Raw genomic sequence first — 26,220 nt, 5'->3', positions numbered from 1 at the left:
TTTTATTTCCCACCCTCTTTGCGCAGCAGAGAGGGTCGCGCACGAAGTGCTGCGGGGTGAGTCTTTTCTATTCCTAAATCTTTCCATCCTCCCAAATAATCTGCACATTTGCATATACGCACATCTGCATATTCACTAACCGATGATCCATAAAAAAACCCGTACATACATCCCTGCCGACCTTGAAATAAAATGGGAAACGCTGGAACCGATATACAAAGAACTGCTTAACCGCCCTATTGCTTCTGTTGAGGAACTGGAGCAATGGCTTAAAGATGGCAGCGAACTGCAAGCCGCCCTCGAAGAGGATTTTGCGTGGCGCTATATCCGCATGACCTGCGATACCACTAACGAGGAACTGCTGGCAAACTTCCAGTACTTTGCTACCGAAATTGAGCCCAAAACCGCCCCCTACAATAACGACCTGAACAAAAAACTGGTTGAAAGCGAATTTGTGGACCAACTAAGCGAAGAGAAATTCTACATTATGCTGCGCGCGGTTAAAAAATCACTTGAGCTTTTCCGTGAGGAGAATATTCCGTTGCAAACCGAGATCCAGGTGGAGCAGCAAAAATACCAGTCGATAACCGGCGCCATGAGCGTGCACATCGGCGAGAAAGAATATACGTTAGAGCAAGCCTCTGTTTTCCTAAAAGATACCGACCGCAGTAAGCGCCAGGAAGTTTGGGAAAAGATCACCGCACGCCGCCTGCAAGAAAAAACAGTGTTGGATACCTTGTTCGATCACTTACGCGCGCTTCGCCATAAGGTAGCTTTGAACGCAGGGTTCGAAAACTTTAGGGATTATATGTTCCAGGCTCTTGGCCGTTTTGATTACACCCCGCAGGACTGTTATGCCTTCCATGCGGCTATCGAAACCGAGATAGTACCCATCCTGCGCGAACAAGCTGAAAAACGCCAGGAAGCTTTAGGCCTTGATGCTCTAAAGCCCTGGGATATGGATGTTGATATATCGGGCAAGCCTGCGTTGAAACCATTTAACAGCGGCGCCGAACTGGTAGAAAAATCTATCCAGTGTTTCAGCAACATTAACCGCTATTTGGGTGAGCGTTTAGAGATCATGAAGGATAATAACCTGTTTGATGTGGAAAGCCGAAAAGGCAAGGCGCCAGGCGGTTACAATTATCCGCTATCTGAAACGGGCGCGCCTTTCATTTTCATGAATTCGGCCAATACCTTCCGCGATTTAACCACCATGGTGCACGAAGGTGGCCACGCGGTACATACCTTTCTGACTGCCGACCTGGAGTTGAATGACTTTAAACATTGCCCGAGCGAGGTTGCCGAACTGGCATCTATGTCGATGGAGTTGATATCGATGGATAACTGGGATGTTTTTTTTGATAACGAGGAAGACCTGAAACGTGCCAAACGCGACCAGCTTTTTGATGTATTAAAGACCCTGCCGTGGGTAGCCGTGGTAGACCAGTTTCAGCATTGGATCTATACCAACCCGGATCATACCGATGCCGAACGCACCGAGGCCTGGTTAAAGATCTATGAGCCATTTGGCGCAGGCTTCGCCGATTGGAGCGAACACCCGCAGGCAGAGCAAAACCTGTGGCAAAAACAGCTGCACATATTCGAAGTACCTTTTTATTACATTGAATATGGTATGGCCCAACTTGGCGCGATAGCTGTTTGGAAAAACTACAAGGAAAACCCGGAGAAAGGCCTGCAGCAATACATGGATGCCTTAAAACTGGGTTACACCAAAACCATTACCGAAATTTACGAAACCGCCGGTATAAAGTTTGATTTTAGCGCGGGCTATGTTAAAGAACTGGCCGAATTTGTAAAAGCCGAAATGGATAAAATATAAAAGCAAAGCCTCCCTGTAAAACGGGAGGCTTTTTTAATATGAACCAAGCCATCAACTTCTTCTGGACGATCATCTGTTTTATCCCGGTCATCGCGTTTTGGTGGGGGGCAGGTGCCATGCAGTTGTTGTATGTGCTTATATTTATCAGTGTTTTAAGCTTGGTTGTTCCCGCCAGGGTATTGCAACTGAGTAAAAATCCTAAATTCTACGAGGGTTTGGGTGTAAGGTTTATCCGCAAGTGGGTACAGAATGGTGAATTTGCCAATCGCATCTCCCGCAGAAAAAATCCTCGGTACAAACTCATCAAAAACCGGGCGCATGCAACCCAATACCAGCGTACTATTGTAATGTATGAGCGGTACCATTTCATGTGCTTTATCTTCTTTCTGCTTACTGCTGCCTTTGCTTTTGTAAACCATAGCTACTTATTTTTTGCAACTATTTTCATAGCGAATATCATTTATAATATTTGCCCCATTTTGTTGCAGCAATACAATAGGGCGCGGGTTTTAAGGGTAATAAACAGTCCCGGGAAATAACCTATAAATTAGATGTTTAGATAGATTTTAAAACTTATATGTGTTTTTTAAGTTTAACCATCTATGAAAAAGATACTTGTAATATTTAGCCTCATATTGACGGCAACTGCCGCTTTTGCACAGATCCCTTTAAAACCGGTTAAGATAGATAGCCTGGTTACTATTTCCTTACCGGAGAAATACACCAAGAAAGACACCCTCGGCCAATCCATATACACGGGTAACGGCTCGTTTGGTTATATGGTAGTTATCCGCGCGCCAAACGCAGATAATAACAAACCACTTAAAAAAGAACGCGACCTAAACAAGGTGCTTCAAGACTATATAAAAGGTATAAAAGGCCAGGCAGACGGCAGCACCCAAAACGTGCGCGATACGCTTATAGGTCACCTAAAAGCAAAAACATTTACCCTTGAAACCGACCTGGGCGCAGGCCTGCAGGAGCGTAACTTTATTGTTATTTACACCCAGGACGTTACCTACACTTTTGAATACTATTACGAGGAGCTAAGGAAAGATGTAGTTAAAGAAGAGTACAAAGCATATTCCGGTTCCATTAAGGTATCCCCGGAGTTAAAACGTACTGACCAATATTTATCAATGGCTAAGGGCTTATCGCCGACTGTTAAATATGCATTGTATGGCGGTATACCGCTGATCATCATAATTGTGATAGTAGTAATGCGCCGCAAAAAGAAACAGCGCGAAGAAGCTTAATTTAAGATCTTGTAAGCAGCCCCCTATCCCAACGGGGGCTGTTTATAAATTTTTTACGGTCGATAAAGCTTAGCCACGCCATCGTTATAAAAACACCCACCATTGAGCCAACGGTTACGTCCTCAAAAAAATGCTGGCTCAGGTACATACGCGAGTAGCCAACCATTACCGCTACAAAAAATAGTAACAAGCCCCAGGTTTTATTTTTACTTAAATAAGTAATTACCACCGCTGCCGAAAAAGCCGTTACCGTATGCCCCGATGGAAAACTGTGTACCGCTAAAACATACAGCCCTTTAACAAAGTGGATCTTATCTAATTGATCTTCAAAGTAAATGCGTGGCCTCGGCATGTCAAAACTAAATTTTAATACCTGTGCCGTTAGCGCTGTTACAGCATAACTGGTTAGCACTAAAAATGATACTCTATAATTCCAAAGTGCTAAAAGCAACGATATTATTATCACAACAACACCATCCCCAATATAGGTAATATAGGGTTCTACGCTGTCCAGGAAATCCGTATGGATGCCGTTTACGGCGAAGAAGATCTGAGAGCGGGTGAACAATAATTTGATGACAAGACAGGCACACAAAACGACGATATAAGGGATAAAAAGGTATCTTATCCGGTGTAAAACGTCTTTTGCGCCTGCATTCATCGGCACAAAGTAAGCATATAGTTTTTCAATGCAAAAAAATGGTTATGTTTGGTTTGGAAAGACTAAACTGATTAAAATACATGTCGAAGAGTATATTTCGAAGAAAATCTGTTTCTAAAATTTTGGCCGATGTAGCCAGCGGTTTTAGCGACAGCGAACACCCGGGCACCGCCTCCCAACTCGAAAAAGCGCTAAATGTTAAGGACTTAACCCTGATGGGGATAGCCGCCGTTGTTGGCGCCGGCATCTTCTCTACTATCGGCGAAGCCTCGTTCCAAGGTGGGCCTGGTGTAAGCATCCTATTCGTTATTACAGCTATTACCTGCGGCTTTTCGGCGCTTTGTTACGCAGAATTTGCATCGCGTATACCCGTTGCGGGCAGCGCATACACCTACGCATATGCTTCTTTTGGTGAACTTATCGCTTGGATAATAGGCTGGGACCTGTTGATGGAATATGCTATAGGCAACATAGCCGTTGCCATATCATGGAGCGAGTATTTTGTGAACCTGTTAGAGGGTTTCAACATTCACATGCCAACGTTTTTGACAATGGACTACTTTTCTGCCTTTACCGCGCATGAGAAGATCCAGGAACTTACCGCAAGCGGCCACATTGCAGATATTACCGACAGGATGCGCATTGCAGCATCGGCATGGGCAACTGCCCCGGGGTTTGGCAATAACATCAAATTAATAGCTAACATCCCCGCCCTGGCTATCGTATTCGCGATTACCTACCTGGTTTATATCGGCATCCGCGAAACTAAAAAGGCTACCAATGCCATGGTTTATTTAAAGATCGCCATTGTGATAGCGGTTATTGTGATAGGCTTTTTTTATGTTACACCTGCCAACTGGCACCCATTTTTACCAAACGGTTTTAGCGGTGTTATGAAAGGTGTATCGGGGGTATTTTTCGCTTATATTGGTTTTGATGCCATATCTACCACTGCCGAAGAATGCCAGAACCCGCAAAAGGATCTGCCCCGCGGCATGATTTATTCTTTAGTGATCTGTACCGTGTTATACATATTAATAGCTCTGGTGTTAACGGGCATGGTGAGCTATAAAGATCTTAGGGTTGGCGATCCGTTAGCATTCGTATTTGCTAAAGTAGGTTTAAAAAACATCAGCTATGTGATCTCCATAAGCGCGGTTGTTGCTACCGCCAGTGTGTTGTTGATCTTCCAGCTGGGGCAACCCCGCATTTGGATGAGCATGAGCCGCGATGGTTTGTTGCCGAAAGCGTTTTCGCGTATCCACCCCAAATATCGCACACCATCTTTTGCCACCATTGTTACCGGTTTTGTGGTAGCTATCCCGGCATTGTTCCTTAACCTTACCGAGGTTACCAACCTTACCAGCATAGGCACCCTATTTGCATTTGTACTTGTATGTGGCGGTGTGCTTTTATTACCGCGCGAGGCTGCCGTTAAAGGCAGGTTTCATCTACCATACGTCAATTCGCAATTTATAGTGCCTGTGTTGTTTATAATAGGTGTCTATTTCTTCAGGAACAATATCATCAACTTATTTAGCGGGACAGAACTGCACCAAAAGTTCCCATACTTTTTATTCATCGTATTATCTACAACTTTAACAGTGCTTGCCTTTGTTAAAAAACTATCGCTAATACCTGTATTAGGGCTTTTAAGCTGCTTTTACCTGATGGCCGAATTGGAGTATGAAAGTTGGATCCGTTTCCTTGCCTGGCTTATAATTGGCCTGGTTATTTACTTTACCTATGGCTACAAGCACAGCGTAATGGGTAAACCAGAGAATGCTGACCTGCCGAGGTAGGCATTGTTGCTGTAATATTTTAATGCCGGTGGAAACGCCGGCATTTTTTGTTTGGCTACTTGTCATCCTGAGCGATAGCGAAGGATCTGATCTACAACCTACAAGTAGGCAATATGGCGGCGAGCAGATGCTTCACTATTGTTCAGCATGGCAAATCACTTTTTTCGTAGTCGCAGAGTTTCTTGAAAAGCACCCTCCGCTGCAATTGCGTACATTCTCAGGGTCCTCTGCGAGAGACCCCGAGGGGACATACCCCTCCATGCCACCGCGCAGTCCATCACATCGATTTTCTCGGCATGACAAATCACTTTAAAAACGAAAAAAGGCTGCCTTATTTCTAAGGCAGCCTTTCAAATTATTTTGATGATGCTTATTGTGGCATGATGCGCTCTATCTTAACACTCTCCGGCGAGGTAAGCATCAACGGCACTTTCTCTACCGTTACAAAGCTTAGGTCGAGGCCAAAGTTGCGCTCTTCTGACAGACTGATCCTTTTAAGCTGACCGTATAAGAACATCACTACCTTTTCGTAAAACGATAAGTTATGAGAGCGAGATAATACTTTCTCGATCACTACAAACCTAAAGTCGCCCACAATTTTATGTTTGTTTAGCGATTTGTAGGTACTGATGATGTCAACTTCACCATTCTTAACCAGGTCCTCAACCACCTTGCGGAACAATAGGTTTATTTGCTGCTCCACCCTGAATCCAAGTTTAAAATCTATCCGGATAAGCTTACCCGGTACCAGGAAGTCAACCTCGTATTCGCTTTTGTAAGGTTCGTCCACCACATCAACGTGCACCAGCCAGTAAACATCGGCGCGTTTAGGTTGCTTTTGCAAAATGGAATAAATGATCTTAGATTCCACCTCCGAGTTAAAGTTAGCGCTGGTTAAATACACCAGTTGCGAAGCATATTTTGGTACGCTTTCGTCTTCGCTCATTTCTTTGATGATGTTGAAATAATCATCTATCTCAATAAACTTAACATAACGGTTCTTGATCTTGCGGGCGTCGTGCCATGTCCACATAATGATAAACAGTACGAGGCCAATGGATAAGGTAAACCAACCACCATGTATAAATTTAACCAGGTTACCTAAAAGGAAAGTTCCCTCAATAACCAAATAAACCAACAGGAACGACCCTATAATATAGGTAGGCAGTTTCTTCCGTTGCAGGAATTTAGATACTAAAATGGTGGTCATTAACATGGCTACAGTAATACTTAAGCCGTACGCAGCCTCCATCCGTGCCGAATGCTGGAACAGTATCACTACGCCGATACAGCCTGCGCATAGCAACCAGTTAACGCTTGGCACATACAATTGTCCTTTTTGCTCTGATGGGTAATTGATGCGCACTTTGGGCCACAAGTTTAGCCTAACGGCCTCGGCTATCAATGTAAACGACCCTGATATTAAGGCCTGACTGGCAATAACCGCGGCTATGGTGGCTATACCTATACCAAATATCAGGAACCACTCGGGCATTATTTTGTAGAACGGGTTGTTCACGTTCAGGTTAATTACCTGTCCCTCGCGCTGTAAAAGCCATGCAGCCTGCCCAAGGTAGTTTAACACCAAACAGGTTTTTACATAGATCCAGCTGATGCGGATATTATCGCGGCCACAGTGCCCAAGATCTGAATATAAGGCCTCGGCACCCGTAGTACACAGGAAAACCGCTCCCAAAATAATGAAAGCATTATAATCTGACGCAAGCAGCTGATATGCGTAATAAGGGTTTAACGCCTTTATGATAGATGGCATTTGCACAACGAACGATATACCCAAAACTCCCATCATGGTAAACCAGATGAACATAATTGGCCCAAATGCCTTACCCACCAGCGATGTACCAAACTGCTGTATAATAAACAGCCCTGCAATAATGGCTATCACTATTTGAACTGTGGGCAAATGCGGATAATACGTTTGTAAACCCTCAATAGCCGAAGAAATGGTAATTGGCGGCGTAATGATACCATCGGCAAGCAAGGCACACCCTCCAATAACAGCAGGCACAATAAGCCATTTGGCTTTACGGCGCACTAACGAGAATAGCGAAAATATACCACCCTCCCCTTTATTATCAGCCCGTAGGGTTATTATAACATATTTAAGCGTAGTTTGGAGCGTAAGCGTCCAAAAGATGAGGGAAACACCTCCCAGTACCAAAACTTGCGATATGGGTTGCGAATTGCTTGAATGTTCGGAGCCAATGATAGCTTTAAACACGTATAGGGGTGATGTACCTATATCACCGTAGATTATTCCTAAACTAATAAGCAGCCCTGCGGCTGATAGTTTCTGCAGATCTTTATGATTTGACACTATATTTTAAAAAGATACAAAACTATTAAAAAAAACCATTACAACTTAAACTATCTATAAACGTATAAGTCTTATAATTACAATAACTAACAAAACCTTATTTTGTTAAAATTTGTTAAAATTATTTAAATATTCGTTACATTATCATTTGGTGAGCGCTTTATTTATACTTTTGTGAAGTTTATAATAATATGGGTCGAAAATCTACTTATCTTAATTCCTGGTTCACCGTAATTGCGATGGCAATAGCTGTGAATTTTGCGCTTGCAAGAGGGGTTAATGCCCAAAAAAGCGATACTTCTTACCTTCGTGCCCTTAAAAATAAAACTGCCAAGACATCTTATCTAAAAAATGGCCTGCACTTAGCTTTGCCACCGTTAAAGCCAAATGCGGTTTCAACAGCAAAGATAAACCTTGCCCGCCCCGATGATAAATTGCTTACTAACGTGCAGGTTTATCCTAACCCGGTAAGTGATATTATCAACGTAAAATATACCGTATCCCGCAGTGCATTTGTTAATGTAAACGTAATGGATATCCTTGGCAACAACGTACTTACCCTGCAATCGCAACGGGTGGAGTTTGGCGATCAAAGCAATACCTACACTGTTTCCAATAAATTAACCCGCGGTTTTTACTTTGTGAGGATAGTGGTTGGTACCGAATCTGTAAACAAGCGCATCTCGGTAGTATTGTAACCCCCACCTCTGACGAGGCGTAATTCCCAACGCCCCATTCCTTTCCCTTTCTTCTTTAATTATTCGAAACTGGTTGTTCAATATTTTTAATATTAAAATATCTGATACTCATGGTGGCGTTATTTTGACAGTTGCCGTGTTTTTTAACTACTTGATTATAAGATCCTCCAGCGTAAACACTTGCGTTCACGGCCGTGAACGTGAACATTTCGCGGTTTGCAACGGCATATTTTCACCTACCGAGGGATAATTCACCCATATTTTTGTACTCCAGATAGCTATGGGGATTAGGATTTACCTTGTAGAGTTTATAATTTCGGCGTTATAACATTTGCTTATGAAAATAATAGCCATCGGCCGCAATTACGCCGAGCACGCCAAAGAATTAAATAACCCTGTACCTACTACCCCGGTAATATTTATGAAACCGGATACCGCTTTACTTAAGGACAATAAGCCCTTTTATCACCCGGAGTTTTCGCAGGATATCCACCACGAGATTGAGATCGTACTAAAGGTTAGTAAAGAAGGCAAGCACGTTAGCGAGAAATTTGCTTCAGGCTATTTTGAAGAGATAGCCCTTGGTGTAGACTTTACCGCACGCGATATCCAAACCAAGCACAAGGAGAAAGGCCTGCCCTGGGAACTGGCCAAGGCATTTGATAACTCGGCGCCTATCAGTAACTTTTTACCAAAAGATAAATTTGCCGATCTGTATAATGTAAACTTTAACCTGGATATTAACGGCGAAACCCGCCAAAAAGGTAATACCAAAGACCTCTTGTTTTCGTTTGAGCGTATCATTGCCTTTGTTTCCCAATACATCACCCTAAAAAAAGGCGACCTGATATTCACCGGCACGCCCGAAGGCGTAGGAAAAGTTGCCGTTGGCGACAGATTGGAAGGATTTTTGGAGGGAGAAAAGCTTTTAGATTTTTATGTTAAATAACTATAGTACTACGCACCTGTCATTTCGCTTTTTTATAATTGCTATCGCGATATTTTTTAGCACCACCACACAAGCACAGGATATTATTCAAAGCAAAGAATATCCTAAAAACCAATTTCGATACCCTTTAGATCTGCCGCCAACTACGGCCGGTTCTTTTGGTGAGTTACGGGCAAACCACTTCCACTCGGGGTTAGATTTTAAAACCAATCAGCGTATTGGTTTCCCGGTGCATGCCGCCTATGATGGGTATATTTCTCGTGTACGAATCCAGTTTGGTGGCTTTGGGCAGGCATTATACATCAATCATCCCAACGGTTACACTACCGTTTATGGCCATATTGAAGCCTTTACGCCCGAGATAGCCAAGTACATCCGCGATTACCAATACAAGAACCAAACTTACGAAGCTGATATAGCCCTGCCGGTTGGTATGTTTAAAGTAAGCAAAGGCGATGTTGTTGCGGTATCCGGCAACCGCGGAGCATCTGCAGGGCCACACGTGCATTTCGAGATCAGGGACACCCTGACGCAAGAAACCATTAACCCGCAATTATTTGGCTTAACCATTGAGGATAAAGTCCCGCCGGCTATTACGGCTATCGGCATTTACCATTTAAACGGCAACCCTTTTAGTGAGAAAACACCCAAAGATTTTTTGGCCGTAACAGGATCGAATGGTAATTATCATTTAACCAAACCGCAGGTGCTTAACTTAAGTGGCAATACAGGTTTCGGCATTTCGGTTATCGATCAAAACAGCGTGTCCATTAACAGAAACGGTATTTATTCGTTAGAACTGAAATTGGATGGCATTACCATGTACACCTTCGCGGTAGAACGTTTCGCGTTCGATCAAACTCACGCCATAAACGCTTATATAGATTACCCTACTTTTGTAACCGCTCACAGTTGGGTGCAGAAGTGTTTTATATTGCCGGGCAGCCGCATTTCGCTTTACCCGCAATCCATCAACCGGGGTATTATGGCCTTTAATGACGATAAAATTCACGAGGTGGAGTACGTTGTAAAAGACATAGCGGGTAATACCTCTACCTTAACCCTAAAAGTGCAATCCAACACATCGGCTGCTAACGCCGTACCGGACAAACCTGTTGGCACCTTGCTACACTACGACCGTAAAAGCGAGTTTGCCAACGATAAAGTTAAGGTGAGTATTATGCCGGGTAATTTATATGACGACCTGGATTTTATCTATTCCACCACCCCTGCAAAACCGGGTGCTTTATCGGAAACACACCGCATTCACAACAAGCTTACGCCCATACATGACGAGTACAACCTTTGGATAAAACCCGATGTAAACCTTGGCACTAATGCCGATAAAGCCGTTATTGTAAACGCGGCAACAGGAGCAATTAGCAGCGCGTACGAAAATGGTTGGGTTAAGGGAACCGCGCATACGTTTGGCGACTATTACATAAAACTGGATACCGTAGCGCCGGTTATCACCCCCATCAACATCCGTAACGGCAGTAATATGAAAGCTTTGAGGGCTATTAAGATGCGCATGAGCGATAATTTAAGCGGAGTAAAAAGCTACGTTGGTAAAATTGACGGTAAATGGGTGCTTGTTGAGTGGGATTATAAAACAAAGGTTTTAAGTTATACCTTTGATAGCAGCATTAGTGCCGGCAAACACAATTTTGAGTTTACCGTTACCGATGCGAAAAACAATGTTAGTACATTCACAGCAGAATTTAACAGGTAATGGCAACAGAACTTAAATCGGGCGATAAAGCCCCAAACTTTACCGCTAACAACCAAAATGGCGAGGCGGTATCGTTAGGCGATTTTAAAGGCAAAAACATCATCCTTTACTTTTACCCCAAAGATGACACCCCCGGTTGCACTGCCGAAAGCTGCGATTTTAGGGATAACTACCAATCGTTGTTAGGCAAAGGTTTTGAGGTTATTGGGGTGAGTGTAGATGACGAGAAATCGCACAAAAAGTTTGAGACCAAATACCAGCTGCCATTTACTTTAATAGCCGATACCGACCATAGCATTGTAGAAGCTTACGGCGTTTGGGTAGAAAAAAACATGTATGGTAAAAAGTATATGGGCACCGCCCGCGCCACGTTTATCATCAATGGCAATGGTATTATTGATAAAGTGATAGAGAAGGTTGATACTAAAAACTCGTCTCAGCAGGTGTTAGATCTGTTAGGATAATTGTATTTTTAACAGATATCAAACAAAAACGCTTTATTTTTATTTAAAGAATAAATTTTAATAGATGGCCATTCAGGCAGAAGACGAAGAGATACTCAGCAAGTTTAGGGACGAAAAGACCCGTAACGAGGCATTTAACCTTTTGCTGAAAAAGTATCAGCAAAAGATATACTGGCATGTGCGCCGTATGGTTATAAATCATGACGATGCCGATGACATTGTGCAGGATGTATTCATCAAGATCTGGAAAAACCTTCCGGGTTTTAGGAACGATGCCCAGCTATACACCTGGATGTACCGCATTGCCACCAACGAGTGCATTACCTTTCTGAACAAGAAAAAAGCAAAGAACAATATATCGCTTGATGATGTGGATTACGAGCTGGCAGATACCCTGTCGAGCTCGGATCAGTTTACCGGAGACCAAATTCAACGCAAATTGCAGGAAGCTATTTTAACCTTGCCCGATAAACAGCGCCTTGTTTTTAATATGAAGTATTTTGATGATTTGAAATACGAGGAAATGAGCGATGTTTTAGGCACAAGCGTGGGGGCCTTAAAAGCATCCTACCACCTTGCAGTGAAAAAGATAGAGGCCTTTATAACTAATACCGATTAAGTTAGTAGATTTTTTATTTTAGCATTAAACCTTTTGAAACTTTATTCATCTATAAGAGTGTATGAAAAGCGATATGGAAAATAACGAATGGGCGGACAATGAAATGTCACTTGAACGGTTTTCGAAAGAAACCCCGTTTACAGTGCCATCCGGCTATTTTGAGGAGTCCGGTAAGCGCATATTGTCCCTTATAAAAATAAATGAGTTAACAAGTGGTAATGCGGCACAGGGTTATGATGTTCCAAATAATTACTTTGAAGAATTACAGGCTAATATCCAAAGCAGGATAAATATCGAGGCAATTGCAGGTACCGAAGAAAATAAATTTGAAGTGCCAACAGGATATTTTGAGCAGCTTACCCAAAATATTCAAAGCCACATAAATATTGAAACTGCCGCAAGTGCCGAAGCTGAAAGCTTTAGCGTGCCCGAAGGTTATTTTGATAACCTGCAGCAGCAAATAACAGCCAGGATAGCGGTTGAGGAGCTGTTGGAAAAACAGCCTGTGTTTGCTGTGCCTGATAATTATTTTGAGCAACTTAATAATAACATACTAAACAAAACCGTAAACCAGGAAGCTGTAATACGTAAAACCATTGTACGCAAACTTTGGGCATCAAACAGCTTTAAGTATGCTACTGCTGCCTGTTTATTGCTGATTGTTGGCGCAGGCGCGTTCTTAAGAGAAGCACAGCAACCGGTTACGCATTCGCAGACGCTTTTGCACAAGCAGGTGTCAAACATACCGGTAGATGAAATAAAAGACTACCTTGAACTAAATATAGATGCCAACGATACACGTGGTATAATGGATAACGACAAGCAAATTAATACTGATGCCCTGGATGCCGATCTTCAGGATTATATTGATATTAATTAATAATACTTTTAATGAACAGGCTGCTTAAATATATTTTCTTTTTATTAGTATTTGCAATAAGTAACGACGATGTTTTTGCGCAGGTGAAAAATTTCCGTCGCCCTGCCCCTGTCACAAAAGCCAGGATCATTCGCAACCCAAAATTACAAGCAGCCCGCGACAAATTTATAGGTCAGCAGCTTTCACTTACTGCTGAGGAGTCCCGCAAGTTTTGGCCGATATACCGCCAGTACCAGGAAGATATGACCGCTATCAAGATCCTTAAACGCCAAAATAACTCAAGTGCATCTGCCAACGGCATGGATCAGATAGATAAAGAACTGGAGTACGATAACCAAATGGTTGTGATCCGCAAGCACTATCGCGATGAGTTCCTTAAAATATTACCTCCCGAAAAGGTAAGTGCCCTTTACAAAAGCGAAGTTGAGTTCACCAACGAACTTATAAAAACGTTCAGCGAGCGCAGCGTACGCGCAGGAAATTAAATTATTTAGTGATTTTTTGAATTAATGAATTAGTGATTTGCTTGCCTGTAGCGAATTGTTGACCTTTGCGTTGACCGCTTTTTAAATCACCTAATTCGGTCAATCACTAATTCACTAATTAAACAATGTTAACCCTTCGCCAGCTATTTCTTAATAACAACGCCCAAACAACCCATTTCCCGCTACTGCTGGAGTTTGAACGTGCCGAAGGTGTTTATATGTACGATAGCGAAGGCAAGGCCTATACCGACCTGATATCGGGCATAGGAGTGAGCAACCTGGGCCATAGCAACCCGAAGGTAGTGCAGGCTATAAAAGACCAGGTTGATAAATACATGCACCTGATGGTGTACGGCGAATATGTGCAAACCCCGCAAGTGCGCTTTGCCGAAAAACTGGTAAGCATCCTCCCAAAAACATTAAATTCTGTTTACTTCACCAACTCGGGGACCGAAGCGGTAGAAGGCGCGCTTAAATTAGCTAAGCGTTTTACCGGCAGGCAGCAAATAATAGCCTTTAACGAATCTTATCATGGCAGTACCCACGGCGCGTTAAGCGTAATGGGCAATGAGGAATATAAACAAGCCTATCGCCCTTTATTACCGGGTGTAAATTTCATCACCCTTAACAATCTGCCCGGTCTTGATCTGATAACCGAGCAAACCGCTTGCGTTATTTTAGAAACTATCCAAGGCGAAGCCGGCATCCGTGTACCGGATGTTGCCTACATGCAGGCCCTGCGTAAACGCTGTACTGAGGTAGGCGCGCTGCTGATACTTGACGAGATCCAAACTGCCTTTGGCCGCACGGGCAAACTCTTCGCCTTTGAACATTTTGATATTGTGCCCGATATACTATTGCTTGCCAAAGCGCTTGGCGGCGGCATGCCTGTAGGCGCTTTTGTATCATCGGCGGACACGATGTCGGTATTTAAAGAAAACCCTATTCTTGGGCACATCACCACCTTCGGCGGCCACCCGGTTTGCTGCGCCGCCGGCCTTGCAGCATTAGAGGTTTTGTTTGATGAAAGCCTGATAGATAACGTTACCGAAAAGGAAGCCATCATCCGCGAACACCTAACGCATCCGGCAATCAAACAAATTCGTGGCAAAGGCCTCATGCTGGCTGCCGAGTTTGAAAGCTTTGAATTAAACAAAAAAATAATAGACACCTGTATAGAAAATGGTGTAATTACCGATTGGTTCCTGCACTGCAGTAATTCTATGCGTTTGGCGCCTCCATTGGTAATTACTAACCTACAACTTATTGATGCCTGCAAGGTGATTATACAGGCTATTGATTTTCATACACATACAGCATAGGCCCATATTATCTTATAACAGCTTTAATTATAATTAATAATTTAACTGTAAAAAGAAAGCTCCGGCTACTCTGTTTCGTTTATTGGTATAATTTATGCTTGTAGATACACACCTATACAAATTATGCCCTAAAGCTGTATAAACGCTTATCTTTGGCTTTATCGTTGCATACTTTTTGGGTCATAATGGTTTAATTCTCATTAATAAACAACCATTAACATATCAAAACGATAATAACATCTGCTATATAATATGAAAATCGCATACATATCTACCTATCCTCCGCGCGAATGCGGCATCGCTACCTTCAATCATAATTTAATGAATGCCATCAACGCCAACTTCCCCGACAGGAAAGGCCCGCTTGACGGTGGCTTTGTGGTTGCACTTAACGATTCGGAAGACATGCAGGAGTACGAATACCCCTCTCATGTTAAATATGTTATTCGTCAAAACCATCAGAAAGATTATATCCGGGCAGCAAATTATATCAACACCAGCACAGCAGATGCCGTTATTTTAGAACATGAGTTCGGTATCTACGGCGGCGAAAGTGGCATCTATATTTTGCCGCTCATCAATCGTTTAGAAAAACCGCTTATTTCAATCCTTCATACTATATTAAAGGACCCCAGTTACGTACAGCGCATCATCATCCGCGAAATTGCCGAGCAATCGTCAAAGGTCATCGTGATGAGTAAACGTGCGGTTGAATTCCTGACTACCATTTACGATATCCCTGAAGATAAAATTCAAATTATAGAGCACGGCGTGCCCGATTTGGAAGCACCGGAAGTTAACCCGGTTAAAAACTTAAGCCAGTTTAAAAGCCATCGTGTTTTGCTAACATTTGGTTTGCTTAGCCGCAATAAAGGTTTAGAAACCGTAGTGAAAGCCCTGCCGAAAATTGCAGAAAAACATCCGGATGTGATGTATGTAGTGCTGGGCAACACCCACCCGGGCGTTATCAAAAATTCGGGCGAAGAATACCGCGACCACCTGAAAAGCCTTGCCGCGCAATTAAACGTATCAAAGCACCTGTCGTTCATTAATAAATTTGTGGCCGAGGATGAGTTGATAGATTACCTAACTGCCGCCGAGGTTTATGTTACCCCATACCTTAACGAAGCGCAAATAACAAGCGGTACGCTATCATACGCTGTAGGCGCGGGCGCCGCTGTGGTATCAACCCCCTACTGGCACGCTACCGAATTATTAGCTGATGGCCGTGGCCGATTGTTCGATTTTAAAAATGCCGACGCTTTAGCCGAGACGGTCAACGAATTGTTGGACGATGAGGAAGTACTTAACGACCTTAAATCAAACGCGTACGAATATGGTTTGCACCTACGCTGGCCTGCTACCGGTGCCGAGTTTATCCGCGTAGCGCAAACAGCTGCAGCGAAACATGATTTTAGCGACAAAATATTAAAGAATAGCATTGTTGACCCGGAGATATTACCAAAATTCAGCCTTACACACGTAATGCGTTTAACTGATGATACGGGTATTGTGCAACATGCTAAATATGGAATCCCTAACTTAAAAGAAGGTTACTGCCTTGACGATAACTCGCGCGCATTAATTATGGCGCTGATGGCATACCAACGCAGTAAAAGCAATGACGCATTTAAGCTGCTGCCAATTTACCTGAGTTACATCCACTACATGCAAACAGATGATGGTAACTTCCGCAACTTTTTGAGTTTTAGTCGCCAGTATTTGGATGAGGTGGGTTCTGAGGATTCATTCGGCCGTACCATTTGGGCATTGGGCTATTTAATAAGCTGTGCGGCGAGTAACTCCTACCGCGAATTCGCGATGGAGATCTTCCACAAATCATACCCGCACTTTAGGGCATTAAAACACATTCGCGGGCAGGCAAATACCATTATCGGTATCTCTTTGTACCTGCAGACCTTCCCTACCGATGAAGGTATGGTTGAAGAACTGGTGCGCCTTACACAGCCGTTGATTGATGCTTACGAAACCACCCGCAGCGACGACTGGGAATGGTTTGAAGAAAGCATGACCTATGATAACGCTATCCTTCCGCTGGCCCTGTTGCATTCTTGTGAGATCACAGGTAACCAAAAGGCGAAAGAAATTGCGCTGACGACAATGGCATTCCTCGATAAACTAACGCTATCAAACGGTTACTTAAGCCCGGTTGGTAACGAGGGTTGGTATCATCGTGGTGGCAAGTTCCCGGTTTATGACCAGCAGGCTATAGAAACTATGGCGATGGTGCTGATGCATTTCCAGGCATACCAGATATTCCGTAAGCCACAATATATCGAGAAAATGTTTTTGAGCTATAAATGGTTTTTGGGCGAAAATTCGTTACGTGCACCGCTTTACGACCACGAAACTAAGGGCTGTTGCGATGGCTTGCTGCCAACAGGTATCAACCGTAACCAGGGTGCCGAAAGCACCTTGGCTTATATGATATCGCACCTTACTGTATTAAAAGCCTTTGAACTGGAATACGAGTACAACAAAATAGCCGATGACCAGCAGTTAAAAGTCTGCTAAGCAATGAAAGCAGCGATATTAGCCCCCGTTGCCTGGCGCACACCGCCCAGGCATTATGGCCCCTGGGAACAGGTTGCATCCAACATTGCCGAAGGCCTAATTAAATTGGGCGTCGAAGTAACACTTTTTGCAACCGGGGATTCTATCACCGAAGGTAAATTGCAATCTATATGCAAGCAGGGTTACGAGGAAGACCGTACACAGGATGCCAAGGTTTTAGAATGCCTGCACATCAGCAACCTAATGGAGCAAGCGGAAGATTTTGACATCATCCATAATAATTTTGATTTTTTGCCGCTGAGTTATACCGGGTTGATAAAAACACCGGTGATAACCACCATACACGGTTTTTCGTCGCCCCGGATCATCCCGGTTTATAAGAAATACAATTCGCGCGGGCACTATGTATCTATCAGCAATGCCGACCGCAGCGCCGAACTGGACTACCTTGCCACCGTGTACAACGGTTTAGATACCAAAGATTTTAAGTTTACCGAACAACCACAAGATTACCTGCTCTATTTTGGCCGCCTGCACCATGATAAGGGCCCGGTAGAAGCTATTGAGATAGCTAAAAAAGCGAACAAGAAACTGATCATGGCGGGTATCATCCAGGATGAGAATTATTTTAAGGAGCGGATAGAACCGCAACTTAACGAACAGATCCAATACATTGGCCCTGCCGGACCCGACAAACGCAACGAACTTTTGGGCAATGCCCTTGCCCTGTTGCACCCCATAAACTTTGCCGAACCATTTGGCATGAGCGTGGCCGAATCCATGCTCTGCGGCACCCCGGTAATCGCCTTCAACAAAGGCTCGATGCCGGAACTGATCCAACATGAAAAGACTGGTTTTTTAGTGAATACGATTGATGAAGCTGTAGATGTAATAGGCCAGCTTGGCTCTATAAATCGCGCTTACTGCCGCGAGTGGGCCGGTTCACAATTCTCCAAAGAAAAAATGGCCAACGATTATTTTAAGCTGTATCAGCAGATATTAGACATTTAATTTTGTCATTGCGAGCAATAGCTACGCTCCTCCAATGAATAAGTTTATAAGAAGAGCGATGAGATTAGATCTCATCGCTCTTCTTATAATGTAAAAAGAAAACCTTTGCCTTTCTCCTTTAACCCTTCACCTCAAATTAATCTATTCCGTCCTCTTTAAACTTAGCAAGTAGCTCATCCAGGTCAACCTCGGCAAAGGATGTTGATGAATCGGAGATGCCGTAAGGGATAATAAGTTTGTTATTGTGAATCATAGATCCGCAGGAGTATAATACGTTTGGCACATAACCTTCGCGCTCATCGCTGTTAGGCACAAGCAGGGGTTCTTTCAGGCGACCTATCTCTACGGTAGGGTCATCAAGTTTTAGCAAACTTGCACCAAGCACGTATCGCCGCATTGGGCCCACCCCGTGGGTTATTACTATCCAGCCGTCCTTAGTTTCTATCGGCGAGCCACAGTTACCTATCTGTACAAATTCCCAGGTAAACTTTGGTTTTTGCAGCAGGTCTGGTTTCTCCCAAATGTTGATCTTGTCCGAATACATGATGTAGTTATTACATCCGTCAATACGGGAGATCATGGCATATTTTCCGTTTATTTTCCGTGGGAACAGTGCCAGGTTCTTGTTTTGCGCACCTGCGCCATACAACGGCATAATTTTAAAATTATAAAAATCGGTGGTTTGGAGCAGCTTCGGCATTATCAAAGAACCGTCGTATGCGGTGTAAGTGGCGTAGTAAACATAAGTACCATCGTCGTTATAAAACTTAACAAAGCGGGCATCCTCGATACCTTTACGCTCATATTCCGAGATCGGGAAGATAACCCTGTCGGAGATATCCGTATCAAGCGAGAAAACGATCTCGTAGTAAGAATCGGCAAGCCAAAGCACCTTATCGTACTCTAACCTCATGTTATCATCTTTCTGGATCGTTTGCGAATCGAGAATAATGCGGCGGAGGTTCGAATACTCAAAGTGATGATCAAGCTTTTCTTCCAGTTCCTTCAGTACACTAATATCTATCTGCGTTATAGCGGCTTTATCCAGGAACAGTTTTTTATTGTAAACCGCGTTGCGTACAATTTCGGCTTCATCAATATAACTACCTGCCGGTAATACAGTTATTTGGTTGTTCTTATCAATCAATGCCCTGCGGAAGGTGATAGAAGAAATGTGCCCCTCGCCCACCGCCCTAAAGCTGATAATAACGCGGCGCTGCCCGTCTTCCATTTCGGTCTGATCCGGGTCTTCCACTATGGACGGGTTGAAAAACGCCGCCGACTCGATAGAATACTCGTGCGTAAAGTACGAACCAATTAACAGCTTGCGGTACACGGTCAGCGTATCAAAATCAATCCCCAGTTCGGCAATAAGCGGCTTTAACTTGCTGCAGTGGCGGTTAAGTACGCGGGTAATATTACGGTGTCGTTTAGAATATTCTTGTAATAATGGAGAAACAATACCAAAGGCGGTTTCTTCGCTGATGCCCATTACACGCTCCAGGACTTCTTTAGCCCGATCATTTCCATTAAAAAAAAAGCGCGCTATTACACGTTTTGGGTCGGGGTTTACTCTTATTGGTTTTCGTTCTACAGAAAGTCTCATACTAAAAATATGCGTTTATTCTTTAACACTACGCCTGCTAAATTGATTTGAGCAATTTCACAAACCTATTAAATGCTGTAACAATTACAGTTAACTCTTCAAATAACTGTTTTAATTTTCAAATCCAGCCATTTATTTAAAAAAAGGCTCATATACCAGACCGATAATCGGATCGATAGTTTAAATCATGCTGTTTCTTTTGATGAGGTAGGTTTTCAGGATCTGGTTATAACCATGTTCAATATCTGCATCAACCAGTTGTATATGGTGCTGCGCGCACTTTAATTCTAACTGGTGGCGGTATTCTTTTAGTGCAGACCGGTAACTATCGCGAATCTTATTTGGATGCACACGCACCTCGGTACCTGTCTCGATATCTACAAAATGGTGCGGGCGGTTATCAAAGTTAAAATCGAGTTCGTGCTGTTTGCTGGTAACGTTAAATATCACCACCTCGTGCTTTTTATATTTCAGGTGCTGAATGGCCGCGAAAAGCTGCTGCATTTTTTCCGGGTTGAGGCTGTTCTCCAGCATGTCGCTAAAGATGATCACCATTGACCGCTGGTGGATCTCGCCCGCAATATGGTGCAGCACTTGCGTAATATTAGTGGGTGTATTTTGCTTTGGGTTATCGTAAGCTTTCTCTAACTCGGCATACAGACGAAACATGTGGCTTGATGTTGACCTTGCCGGGCTTATCCAATCCAGCTTATCCGAAAACAAACACAGCCCGAATGCATCCCTTTGTTTCTTGAACAGGTACATCAGCGAAGCAATAGCGTAAACCGAAAATTGTAGCTTATTAATCCCGTCCGCCGGGAAATTCATGCTTGAGGAAGTATCAAGCAGCAGGTAACAGCGCAGGTTGGTTTCTTCCTCAAACTGTTTTACAAAAAGTTTATCGGTACGGGCAAGCAGTTTCCAATCGATATTTTTTACCGATTCGCCATTATTATAAAGCCTGTGCTCGGCAAACTCTACAGAAAAGCCGTGGAAAGGGCTTTGGTGCAAACCTGTAATAAAACCCTCAACCACTTGCCGGGCAAGCAGTTCCAGGTTGGCCAGCCGGCGGATATGTTGGTCGGTACTAAGCTGCAGCATAGTGCAAGGTAATAAACTAAACGTTTATAGCCTTGTATAAATTGCTGCCTGCAAAACATGGTTGAAGTAAGTAGCAGAGGCCTGCTGTACAAACTGGTTGAGGTAACCAAACTCGATATCGGCTTTTTTATGCAGGCGGTAACCCAGGGCTATGTAAGCACGGTTTTGGTCGAAGAAGTGCTTGTTTACCTTATGGTTGTTTTGCACATTGGCCATGATCTCGTTTTGCAAACCAAGGAACGCACCTTTTGTAAATGCATCTGTTTTTTTAAGTGGTACAACTGCGCGGGCAAAATAGCGCAGGCGCTGGGCAAAGTAATGGTCGTTTTTGGCGGTGGTGTTACCCAGGAAACGCTGCTCGAGCCTAAAGCGGTGTTGTAAGATGGCAGCTTTGCTGATCTTGGTATTGATGATCAGCTGCTCCCAGATGCGGCTCTCGGGCCTGAAGGTTTCTACACCCGCCACTTTATTATTGGTGGCGATGTAGGCGTAACCCACAGCGGCCATCTTATTTTTATCGAAGTAATAGTTTAACGATGGGCGAAGCAACACGTTCTGCAAGTAATCGTAATGGTTAGCCGATCTAAACTGCGCATCAAACGACATCCCCCATTTGTCAGAAAACTTTTGCGAATGGAACAACGCCGCCCAGCCGGAAAAACGATTATCCTGGGCAAAAAGTTTACAAGGGGTGAGGATTGAAATTAATGATAAAATAATCAGTGTTTTTTTCATAGGAATGTGTGTAGAAGCGCTAAAATAAAAAAACAATGTCATTTCGAACGAGGTACGAGGAGAAATCTTCTGCACGCGATAACTATGCGGGATACCAGCCGCAGAAGATTTCTCCTCGCCCCATCACATGTGCCATCACGCTCGTTCGAAATGACATTTTGTTGATTGTTCCTAATCCTTAAACTTCACCAAATTTTTCCTGCCGATATCATAGATCAAACGGAAAGCCTCCTGATTGCTGCTGAAGCCGGGGGTGTTGTGCAGGCTAAATACAAACTGGCCTTTTAAGCCTTTAGCGATAAACGGCGTGTAAATAACATCTAAACGATTGTAAGTACTTTTCTCATAAAAGGCATCACCAAAAAGGATGCGGTGCCCGTCGCCTTTGTAAAATTCATCGAACAGGGCAAAACGTTTGTAACTTAAGTAAGCATTGGCAACAACCCCTTTAGGCTTCTGGAACCCGTCTAAACCCCTTGTACGCTCTAAAGACATCATCCCGCCAGCCTCAATACTTAACGAATCAAGAAACGTGAGGTGGCTCAGGTCTACACCCAACTTTACCTGGGCAGCGCCATTATCCTGGATATGGTCGTTAGGCAGCAACACCGCCGCCCCTGCATCATGCAGTAAAAAAAAATAATGCGCTATATAAAACGGGCTTTTTAATGATGGTTGATACTTACCCGAAAACCCGAACAGGAACTGCTCCCTATCGGTATTGGTTTGGCGGCTCACCCAGTCAATCCAAACAGTTTCGGTAACATGTTTACTTTTAAATCGCGTGAGCAAACCCTCTACATTTGGGCGAAAGTAACGTAAGGTATCGTTCAACATCGATCTTGGATAATCGGTCAATAAACCCTCACGACTAAATGCACCTGCATTAAACAACCAGTTCTTACCCGTGTAACTGTAGTATGCTATTGGGTTTACACGAACAAAAAACGGGTTGCCGCCAAACTCGTGCAGGGCGTTGGCACCAAAAATAAAGTGGTTGTTACTGTCGATATTAAAACCAACATCAGCTGCGATGCGCACTCCCGAGTAGGTACGTGAGCGTGCTACAAAATCTTTATACTCGCGGTTATCAAAAAAACTCATCCCGTTCAGGTGGAAATCTACATTTTGGGCTTTAGCTGCCCCTGCTAATAATGTGGTTATAAATAAGGCAAAGTATATCTTTCTGATCATGCTGTATCGGTTATTCAACTATAAATTTTATTATGCCGCTGTTCCTGCTGCCCGTAAATGGCTCGGTGCGCAGGGAAAAGAACAGGTCGTAAGTCCCTTTTTCAGTCGGTGCTGTTGCTGTTACTTTATAACGGGCAGTTTGGCCTTTTTGCAGGGCAATATTATTAAAAGCACTATCGGCCTGCTGTAAGCTCACCGGTGTTGTGTGTGTAAAAAAGCAGGTTTCTAACACCACGGGGTGCTTGTAACCAACGTTGGTAAAATTAACCGCAAACGCGTAAGGGTTGGTTATAGAAAGGTCAAATTCCATTTTTTGCCCGGGCTTGGCATTGATAGTAGTCTTGCCCGCGTCGATAGAGATCTTCTGATACGTGCGGAAATCATCAACCCAACCACCATACCAGGTACCGGCCTCGTTTTGGATTGTATCGGTAACCACGCCCTTGTTGTAATAATTAAGCACCAAGTAAACACGCTTGCGCTGCATGCTGTCCTCAATTGGCCAAATGCTGAACTGTGTTCGGCGGTAGTCTCGGGCATCATAACTGAGGCCTTTGGTGGTGTTATTATAAAAATCGTATTTGCTCGGGTTTTGGAAACCTTCGCTGAAAACCACGTAGCTATCGCCCGCTTTCTGTTTTATTTTATGCGCCCAATCCTTAAATCCGTAATAACTGCGCAATTGTAAAGGCTTTTTAAGGATGGCAGGGCCAAACATCAGGCCTACCCTTAATCCCACAATAAATACAATATTGATAATGGCAACGATGCTTAACCATTTGTAAGGCTTGTTTTGCTTAGTGATATAGATCAGCGCGAGCATCACCAGGGGGACGAAAGCAATCAGCGTCCAGTGGGCCTCAACCCCGCCTTTGATGGTGTTCAGCAAAAAGAAAATGAATGTACCGGCGGCATTTACAATTAGTGTGCGGATGAATACATCGGTAATGCGGTTCCTGAAAGCGGCATAAAAAACAAACCAGCCAATAAGCGGGCCGCCCATTGCCAGCTGCGCGGGGATGTAATCGCCTATACGAGCAAAACTGTAATCCGACCCATTACGCTCAAACAAGTGATATTTTACTGATGGGTAGCCGTGGCTAACCTGCCACCAAATATGCGGGATAAACAGCACCACCGCGCCAAACACCACTAACCAAAACGATTTGCGTTTTAGCAGCGATATATTTGATGCAAGCGTAAACACAATAAGCAATACGCCATGATATTTACTGTATAAAAGGCACGCGGTGATTAGCGCTAAAAGCAAAGCGTATTTTAAATTATCATCCTCCAGGTACTTTTTGTACACGTAATAAAACAACACGGTGAATAAAAACAACGGTACATCCGGCGTGGTGGTAAACCCATAGATATGGAAGATAAACAGCCCCGATACCAGCAGAATAAACCATTTGGCTTTTACACCGTATTGCTTTACCATCAGCCACATTACATAGATGCATACACTGTTGCTTAGTATCGTAAGTATTCGGGTACCGAACTCGTTATGGAACAGACTGTAACCTGCCTTTATAAACAAGGCCACCATAGGCGGATGATCGAAATATCCCCAATCTAAAAAACGGGAATAAAGCCAATAGTAAGCTTCGTCTGCATGGATCTCCAAAGTGTAGGCTTGTATTGTGTTCAGCAGCGTCCAGCATAGTATTAAGTACCAGATGGGTTTATTGGACTGGATAGCGTTATTTGCCGTAGTTGCCTGCATTGTTGCAAAGGTAAAATAAAAGCAGCAAGCACGATACGCCAAATCAGCAGGATTATTTTAGATTTGAGCTCATAAAAACTAACACCCATACCATGCTTGATAAACAATTGGAATTTATCCGCCAGCCGCGCCTGATGATCCTGAATACACTAAAAGATTTTACGCTCGAGCAATTGAACACCATCCCTCCCGGCTTCAACAATAATATCGCCTGGAACCTTGGGCATATCTTAGCCGCGCAACTGGGCATCTGGTACAAACGCGCAGGACTGGAAGTAGACGAACCTTTTTACCAGCTATACAAACCCGACAGCAAACCGGAAGGCCCAATAACGCAAGAAGAATTAGACGAAATAAAAGCAAGGTTAATCACCAGCCTTGATGATTTTGACAAAGATTACGCCGCCAACATCTTCACCAACTACCCTACCTGGACCACCCGCTACGGCGCTGTGGTTAGCAGCATTGATGAAGCCATCGCGTTTTTACCATTCCACGATGGGCTGCATATTGGATATATGATGAGTTTGAGGAAGTTGGTGTAGCACTCATACAATTGGGAGTAATAGTACCTTTACAAGGATAATATAACAGCTTGCAAATCCGTTAGGCGTTTAAATCCTTTATCCATTGTAAATAATGGGAGGTCATAATAAATTGCCGATGCTGCGATAATCGAATCGGGAAGTTTCATTTTAGACTTTGATCTGATCTCAATAGTAAGATCTTTAATTGCCGGTTCGATATCAACTACATGGCATTTAGATAAAAAATCTTTGAGAAGATCTTTATCAGTAATTGAAAGATTGGAGAAACTTAGTACTTCTATTTCTGAAATAATAGATACAAATAAATTACGCCCATTAATTAATTCCTGTACTTCTGATACCCCATTAAATAAGTTAATAATTAGCGAGGTATCAATTACGATGTTATCGCCACTCATCGCGGATCTTTATTTGGTAGGCTAAACCGTCTTCGCCGAACTTTACTTTCCCAAAATATTTTGCAAGGTCAATTACCTCCTTGTTTTGGGGAAGTTTGGTCAGCTGCTTATCAAGTTCACTGCGGGTGGTAGCTTTATTTATTTCAATTACTTTGCCCATAAACAAATATATTCATTTAACAACAAACAAAAAAGCCCCGATTATCGGGGCTTTAATATTTTTGTCTCGTCCTGAAAAAAGTTGACTAATAAATGGTCAACAAAATGAGTTACAAGGTAGTTAAAGTAAAAGGTGAAGCCTCGCATTTAAAGTA

Annotated in this window: 24 protein-coding genes; 15 read left to right on the top strand and 9 right to left on the bottom strand. The window is 43.4% G+C overall.

From position 1 onward, the window contains the following. The first annotated feature begins 142 nt into the window (after nucleotides 1–142). The 3 genes from ACVW0P_RS18400 to ACVW0P_RS18390 all read left to right on the top strand — a co-directional run bounded on the left by ACVW0P_RS18400 (nucleotide 143) and on the right by ACVW0P_RS18390 (nucleotide 3,099). Nucleotides 143–1,843 carry a M3 family oligoendopeptidase gene (locus ACVW0P_RS18400; RefSeq protein WP_457133357.1) on the top strand — a complete coding sequence of 567 codons (1,701 nt, stop codon included), beginning with the start codon at nucleotides 143–145 and terminating at the stop codon, nucleotides 1,841–1,843. A 38-nt stretch (nucleotides 1,844–1,881) separates the two neighbouring features. Then, nucleotides 1,882–2,382, top strand: coding sequence for a glycosyl-4,4'-diaponeurosporenoate acyltransferase CrtO family protein (locus ACVW0P_RS18395; protein ID WP_457133356.1), 501 nt, complete (start codon nucleotides 1,882–1,884; stop codon nucleotides 2,380–2,382). A gap of 63 nt (nucleotides 2,383–2,445) precedes the next feature. Further along, nucleotides 2,446–3,099: a GGIII-like transmembrane region-containing protein gene (locus ACVW0P_RS18390; protein WP_457133355.1), complete on the top strand. Its 654-nt coding sequence runs from the start codon at nucleotides 2,446–2,448 to the stop codon at nucleotides 3,097–3,099. A gap of 1 nt (nucleotide 3,100) precedes the next feature. Here ACVW0P_RS18390 and ACVW0P_RS18385 read toward each other — a convergent pair whose 3' ends face one another. After that, nucleotides 3,101–3,760: a phosphatase PAP2 family protein gene (locus ACVW0P_RS18385; RefSeq protein ID WP_457133354.1), complete on the bottom strand. Its 660-nt coding sequence runs from the start codon at nucleotides 3,758–3,760 to the stop codon at nucleotides 3,101–3,103. A gap of 80 nt (nucleotides 3,761–3,840) precedes the next feature. Between ACVW0P_RS18385 and ACVW0P_RS18380 the strand changes: the two genes are divergently transcribed. Further along, entirely contained in the window at nucleotides 3,841–5,562 is a 1,722-nt protein-coding gene (locus ACVW0P_RS18380) for an amino acid permease (RefSeq protein WP_354428576.1), read from the top strand. A gap of 370 nt (nucleotides 5,563–5,932) precedes the next feature. On the opposite strand, the gene ACVW0P_RS18375 is transcribed toward ACVW0P_RS18380, so the two are convergent. Beyond that, nucleotides 5,933–7,900: a KUP/HAK/KT family potassium transporter gene (locus ACVW0P_RS18375; RefSeq protein ID WP_457133353.1), complete on the bottom strand. Its 1,968-nt coding sequence runs from the start codon at nucleotides 7,898–7,900 to the stop codon at nucleotides 5,933–5,935. A gap of 191 nt (nucleotides 7,901–8,091) precedes the next feature. On the opposite strand from ACVW0P_RS18375, the gene ACVW0P_RS18370 reads away from it, so the two are divergent. The 10 genes from ACVW0P_RS18370 (at nucleotide 8,092) to ACVW0P_RS18325 (ending at nucleotide 18,595) form a co-directional block, all read left to right on the top strand. Further along, entirely contained in the window at nucleotides 8,092–8,598 is a 507-nt protein-coding gene (locus ACVW0P_RS18370; RefSeq protein WP_457133352.1) for a T9SS type A sorting domain-containing protein, read from the top strand. Between the two features lie 337 nt (nucleotides 8,599–8,935). After that, entirely contained in the window at nucleotides 8,936–9,547 is a 612-nt protein-coding gene (locus ACVW0P_RS18365; protein ID WP_354428571.1) for a fumarylacetoacetate hydrolase family protein, read from the top strand. Beyond that, a complete protein-coding gene (locus ACVW0P_RS18360; protein WP_457133351.1) occupies nucleotides 9,537–11,279 on the top strand; it encodes a M23 family metallopeptidase in 1,743 nt (580 codons plus the stop codon). Before ACVW0P_RS18365 ends, ACVW0P_RS18360 begins: the two co-directional genes overlap by 11 nt. Further along, complete coding sequence (bcp, locus tag ACVW0P_RS18355) at nucleotides 11,279–11,743, top strand: thioredoxin-dependent thiol peroxidase (RefSeq protein WP_457133350.1); 465 nt, start codon at nucleotides 11,279–11,281, stop codon at nucleotides 11,741–11,743. The genes ACVW0P_RS18360 and bcp overlap by 1 nt, the downstream gene beginning before the upstream one ends. A gap of 64 nt (nucleotides 11,744–11,807) precedes the next feature. Then, nucleotides 11,808–12,362 (top strand): RNA polymerase sigma factor, encoded by a 555-nt coding sequence (locus ACVW0P_RS18350; RefSeq protein WP_457133349.1) that lies wholly within the window; start codon nucleotides 11,808–11,810, stop codon nucleotides 12,360–12,362. A 73-nt stretch (nucleotides 12,363–12,435) separates the two neighbouring features. Further along, a complete protein-coding gene (locus ACVW0P_RS18345; RefSeq protein WP_457133348.1) occupies nucleotides 12,436–13,242 on the top strand; it encodes a hypothetical protein in 807 nt (268 codons plus the stop codon). An 11-nt stretch (nucleotides 13,243–13,253) separates the two neighbouring features. Continuing rightward, nucleotides 13,254–13,727, top strand: a complete 474-nt coding sequence (locus tag ACVW0P_RS18340) for a hypothetical protein (RefSeq protein WP_354428563.1) — start codon at nucleotides 13,254–13,256, stop codon at nucleotides 13,725–13,727. Between the two features lie 125 nt (nucleotides 13,728–13,852). Then, a complete protein-coding gene (locus ACVW0P_RS18335) occupies nucleotides 13,853–15,049 on the top strand; it encodes an aspartate aminotransferase family protein (protein WP_457133347.1) in 1,197 nt (398 codons plus the stop codon). 252 nt (nucleotides 15,050–15,301) lie between these two features. Continuing rightward, nucleotides 15,302–17,584 carry a glycosyltransferase gene (locus tag ACVW0P_RS18330; RefSeq protein WP_457133346.1) on the top strand — a complete coding sequence of 761 codons (2,283 nt, stop codon included), beginning with the start codon at nucleotides 15,302–15,304 and terminating at the stop codon, nucleotides 17,582–17,584. 3 nt (nucleotides 17,585–17,587) lie between these two features. Then, nucleotides 17,588–18,595 carry a glycosyltransferase family 4 protein gene (locus ACVW0P_RS18325; protein WP_457133345.1) on the top strand — a complete coding sequence of 336 codons (1,008 nt, stop codon included), beginning with the start codon at nucleotides 17,588–17,590 and terminating at the stop codon, nucleotides 18,593–18,595. Between the two features lie 136 nt (nucleotides 18,596–18,731). On the opposite strand, the gene ACVW0P_RS18320 is transcribed toward ACVW0P_RS18325, so the two are convergent. The 5 genes from ACVW0P_RS18320 to ACVW0P_RS18300 all read right to left on the bottom strand — a co-directional run bounded on the left by ACVW0P_RS18320 (nucleotide 18,732) and on the right by ACVW0P_RS18300 (nucleotide 24,960). After that, on the bottom strand, nucleotides 18,732–20,201 hold the full coding sequence (locus ACVW0P_RS18320) for a glycoside hydrolase family 130 protein (protein ID WP_457133344.1): 1,470 nt from the start codon (nucleotides 20,199–20,201) through the stop codon (nucleotides 18,732–18,734). Nucleotides 20,202–20,381: 180 nt separating this feature from the next. Beyond that, a complete protein-coding gene (locus ACVW0P_RS18315) occupies nucleotides 20,382–21,302 on the bottom strand; it encodes a DUF58 domain-containing protein (RefSeq protein ID WP_457133343.1) in 921 nt (306 codons plus the stop codon). A gap of 24 nt (nucleotides 21,303–21,326) precedes the next feature. Then, a complete protein-coding gene (locus ACVW0P_RS18310; RefSeq protein ID WP_457133342.1) occupies nucleotides 21,327–22,037 on the bottom strand; it encodes a DUF2490 domain-containing protein in 711 nt (236 codons plus the stop codon). 171 nt (nucleotides 22,038–22,208) lie between these two features. Beyond that, nucleotides 22,209–23,231 (bottom strand): hypothetical protein, encoded by a 1,023-nt coding sequence (locus tag ACVW0P_RS18305; RefSeq protein ID WP_457133341.1) that lies wholly within the window; start codon nucleotides 23,229–23,231, stop codon nucleotides 22,209–22,211. Between the two features lie 10 nt (nucleotides 23,232–23,241). Then, on the bottom strand, nucleotides 23,242–24,960 hold the full coding sequence (locus ACVW0P_RS18300) for an ArnT family glycosyltransferase (RefSeq protein WP_457133340.1): 1,719 nt from the start codon (nucleotides 24,958–24,960) through the stop codon (nucleotides 23,242–23,244). A gap of 92 nt (nucleotides 24,961–25,052) precedes the next feature. On the opposite strand from ACVW0P_RS18300, the gene ACVW0P_RS18295 reads away from it, so the two are divergent. Continuing rightward, nucleotides 25,053–25,505, top strand: coding sequence for a DinB family protein (locus ACVW0P_RS18295; RefSeq protein ID WP_457133339.1), 453 nt, complete (start codon nucleotides 25,053–25,055; stop codon nucleotides 25,503–25,505). 29 nt (nucleotides 25,506–25,534) lie between these two features. Here the strand turns inward: ACVW0P_RS18295 and ACVW0P_RS18290 are convergent, their stop codons facing one another. Together ACVW0P_RS18290 and ACVW0P_RS18285 are read right to left on the bottom strand one after the other, a co-directional pair. Further along, nucleotides 25,535–25,906, bottom strand: coding sequence for a type II toxin-antitoxin system VapC family toxin (locus tag ACVW0P_RS18290; RefSeq protein ID WP_457133338.1), 372 nt, complete (start codon nucleotides 25,904–25,906; stop codon nucleotides 25,535–25,537). Further along, nucleotides 25,893–26,066, bottom strand: coding sequence for a hypothetical protein (locus ACVW0P_RS18285; RefSeq protein ID WP_457133337.1), 174 nt, complete (start codon nucleotides 26,064–26,066; stop codon nucleotides 25,893–25,895). Before ACVW0P_RS18285 ends, ACVW0P_RS18290 begins: the two co-directional genes overlap by 14 nt. Nucleotides 26,067–26,220 lie beyond the last annotated feature (154 nt).

Source organism: Mucilaginibacter sp. UYNi724 (genome assembly GCF_054057495.1).
The sequence above is the reverse complement of the archived record's forward strand: the minus strand, read 5'-3'. Positions and strand labels throughout refer to the sequence as shown.

Excerpts from the sequence above, each read along its gene's own strand:
- ACVW0P_RS18400 (WP_457133357.1), top strand. The coding sequence starts at position 143 with ATGATCCATAAAAAAACCCGTACATACATCCCTGCCGACCTTGAAATA.
- ACVW0P_RS18395 (WP_457133356.1), top strand. The coding sequence starts at position 1,882 with ATGAACCAAGCCATCAACTTCTTCTGGACGATCATCTGTTTTATCCCG.
- ACVW0P_RS18390 (WP_457133355.1), top strand. The coding sequence starts at position 2,446 with ATGAAAAAGATACTTGTAATATTTAGCCTCATATTGACGGCAACTGCC.
- ACVW0P_RS18385 (WP_457133354.1), bottom strand. The coding sequence starts at position 3,760 with ATGAATGCAGGCGCAAAAGACGTTTTACACCGGATAAGATACCTTTTT.
- ACVW0P_RS18380 (WP_354428576.1), top strand. The coding sequence starts at position 3,841 with ATGTCGAAGAGTATATTTCGAAGAAAATCTGTTTCTAAAATTTTGGCC.
- ACVW0P_RS18370 (WP_457133352.1), top strand. The coding sequence starts at position 8,092 with ATGGGTCGAAAATCTACTTATCTTAATTCCTGGTTCACCGTAATTGCG.
- ACVW0P_RS18365 (WP_354428571.1), top strand. The coding sequence starts at position 8,936 with ATGAAAATAATAGCCATCGGCCGCAATTACGCCGAGCACGCCAAAGAA.
- ACVW0P_RS18360 (WP_457133351.1), top strand. The coding sequence starts at position 9,537 with ATGTTAAATAACTATAGTACTACGCACCTGTCATTTCGCTTTTTTATA.
- bcp (WP_457133350.1), top strand. The coding sequence starts at position 11,279 with ATGGCAACAGAACTTAAATCGGGCGATAAAGCCCCAAACTTTACCGCT.
- ACVW0P_RS18350 (WP_457133349.1), top strand. The coding sequence starts at position 11,808 with ATGGCCATTCAGGCAGAAGACGAAGAGATACTCAGCAAGTTTAGGGAC.
- ACVW0P_RS18345 (WP_457133348.1), top strand. The coding sequence starts at position 12,436 with ATGGAAAATAACGAATGGGCGGACAATGAAATGTCACTTGAACGGTTT.
- ACVW0P_RS18340 (WP_354428563.1), top strand. The coding sequence starts at position 13,254 with ATGAACAGGCTGCTTAAATATATTTTCTTTTTATTAGTATTTGCAATA.
- ACVW0P_RS18335 (WP_457133347.1), top strand. The coding sequence starts at position 13,853 with ATGTTAACCCTTCGCCAGCTATTTCTTAATAACAACGCCCAAACAACC.
- ACVW0P_RS18330 (WP_457133346.1), top strand. The coding sequence starts at position 15,302 with ATGAAAATCGCATACATATCTACCTATCCTCCGCGCGAATGCGGCATC.
- ACVW0P_RS18325 (WP_457133345.1), top strand. The coding sequence starts at position 17,588 with ATGAAAGCAGCGATATTAGCCCCCGTTGCCTGGCGCACACCGCCCAGG.
- ACVW0P_RS18320 (WP_457133344.1), bottom strand. The coding sequence starts at position 20,201 with ATGAGACTTTCTGTAGAACGAAAACCAATAAGAGTAAACCCCGACCCA.
- ACVW0P_RS18315 (WP_457133343.1), bottom strand. The coding sequence starts at position 21,302 with ATGCTGCAGCTTAGTACCGACCAACATATCCGCCGGCTGGCCAACCTG.
- ACVW0P_RS18310 (WP_457133342.1), bottom strand. The coding sequence starts at position 22,037 with ATGAAAAAAACACTGATTATTTTATCATTAATTTCAATCCTCACCCCT.
- ACVW0P_RS18305 (WP_457133341.1), bottom strand. The coding sequence starts at position 23,231 with ATGATCAGAAAGATATACTTTGCCTTATTTATAACCACATTATTAGCA.
- ACVW0P_RS18300 (WP_457133340.1), bottom strand. The coding sequence starts at position 24,960 with ATGCAGGCAACTACGGCAAATAACGCTATCCAGTCCAATAAACCCATC.
- ACVW0P_RS18295 (WP_457133339.1), top strand. The coding sequence starts at position 25,053 with ATGCTTGATAAACAATTGGAATTTATCCGCCAGCCGCGCCTGATGATC.
- ACVW0P_RS18290 (WP_457133338.1), bottom strand. The coding sequence starts at position 25,906 with ATGAGTGGCGATAACATCGTAATTGATACCTCGCTAATTATTAACTTA.
- ACVW0P_RS18285 (WP_457133337.1), bottom strand. The coding sequence starts at position 26,066 with ATGGGCAAAGTAATTGAAATAAATAAAGCTACCACCCGCAGTGAACTT.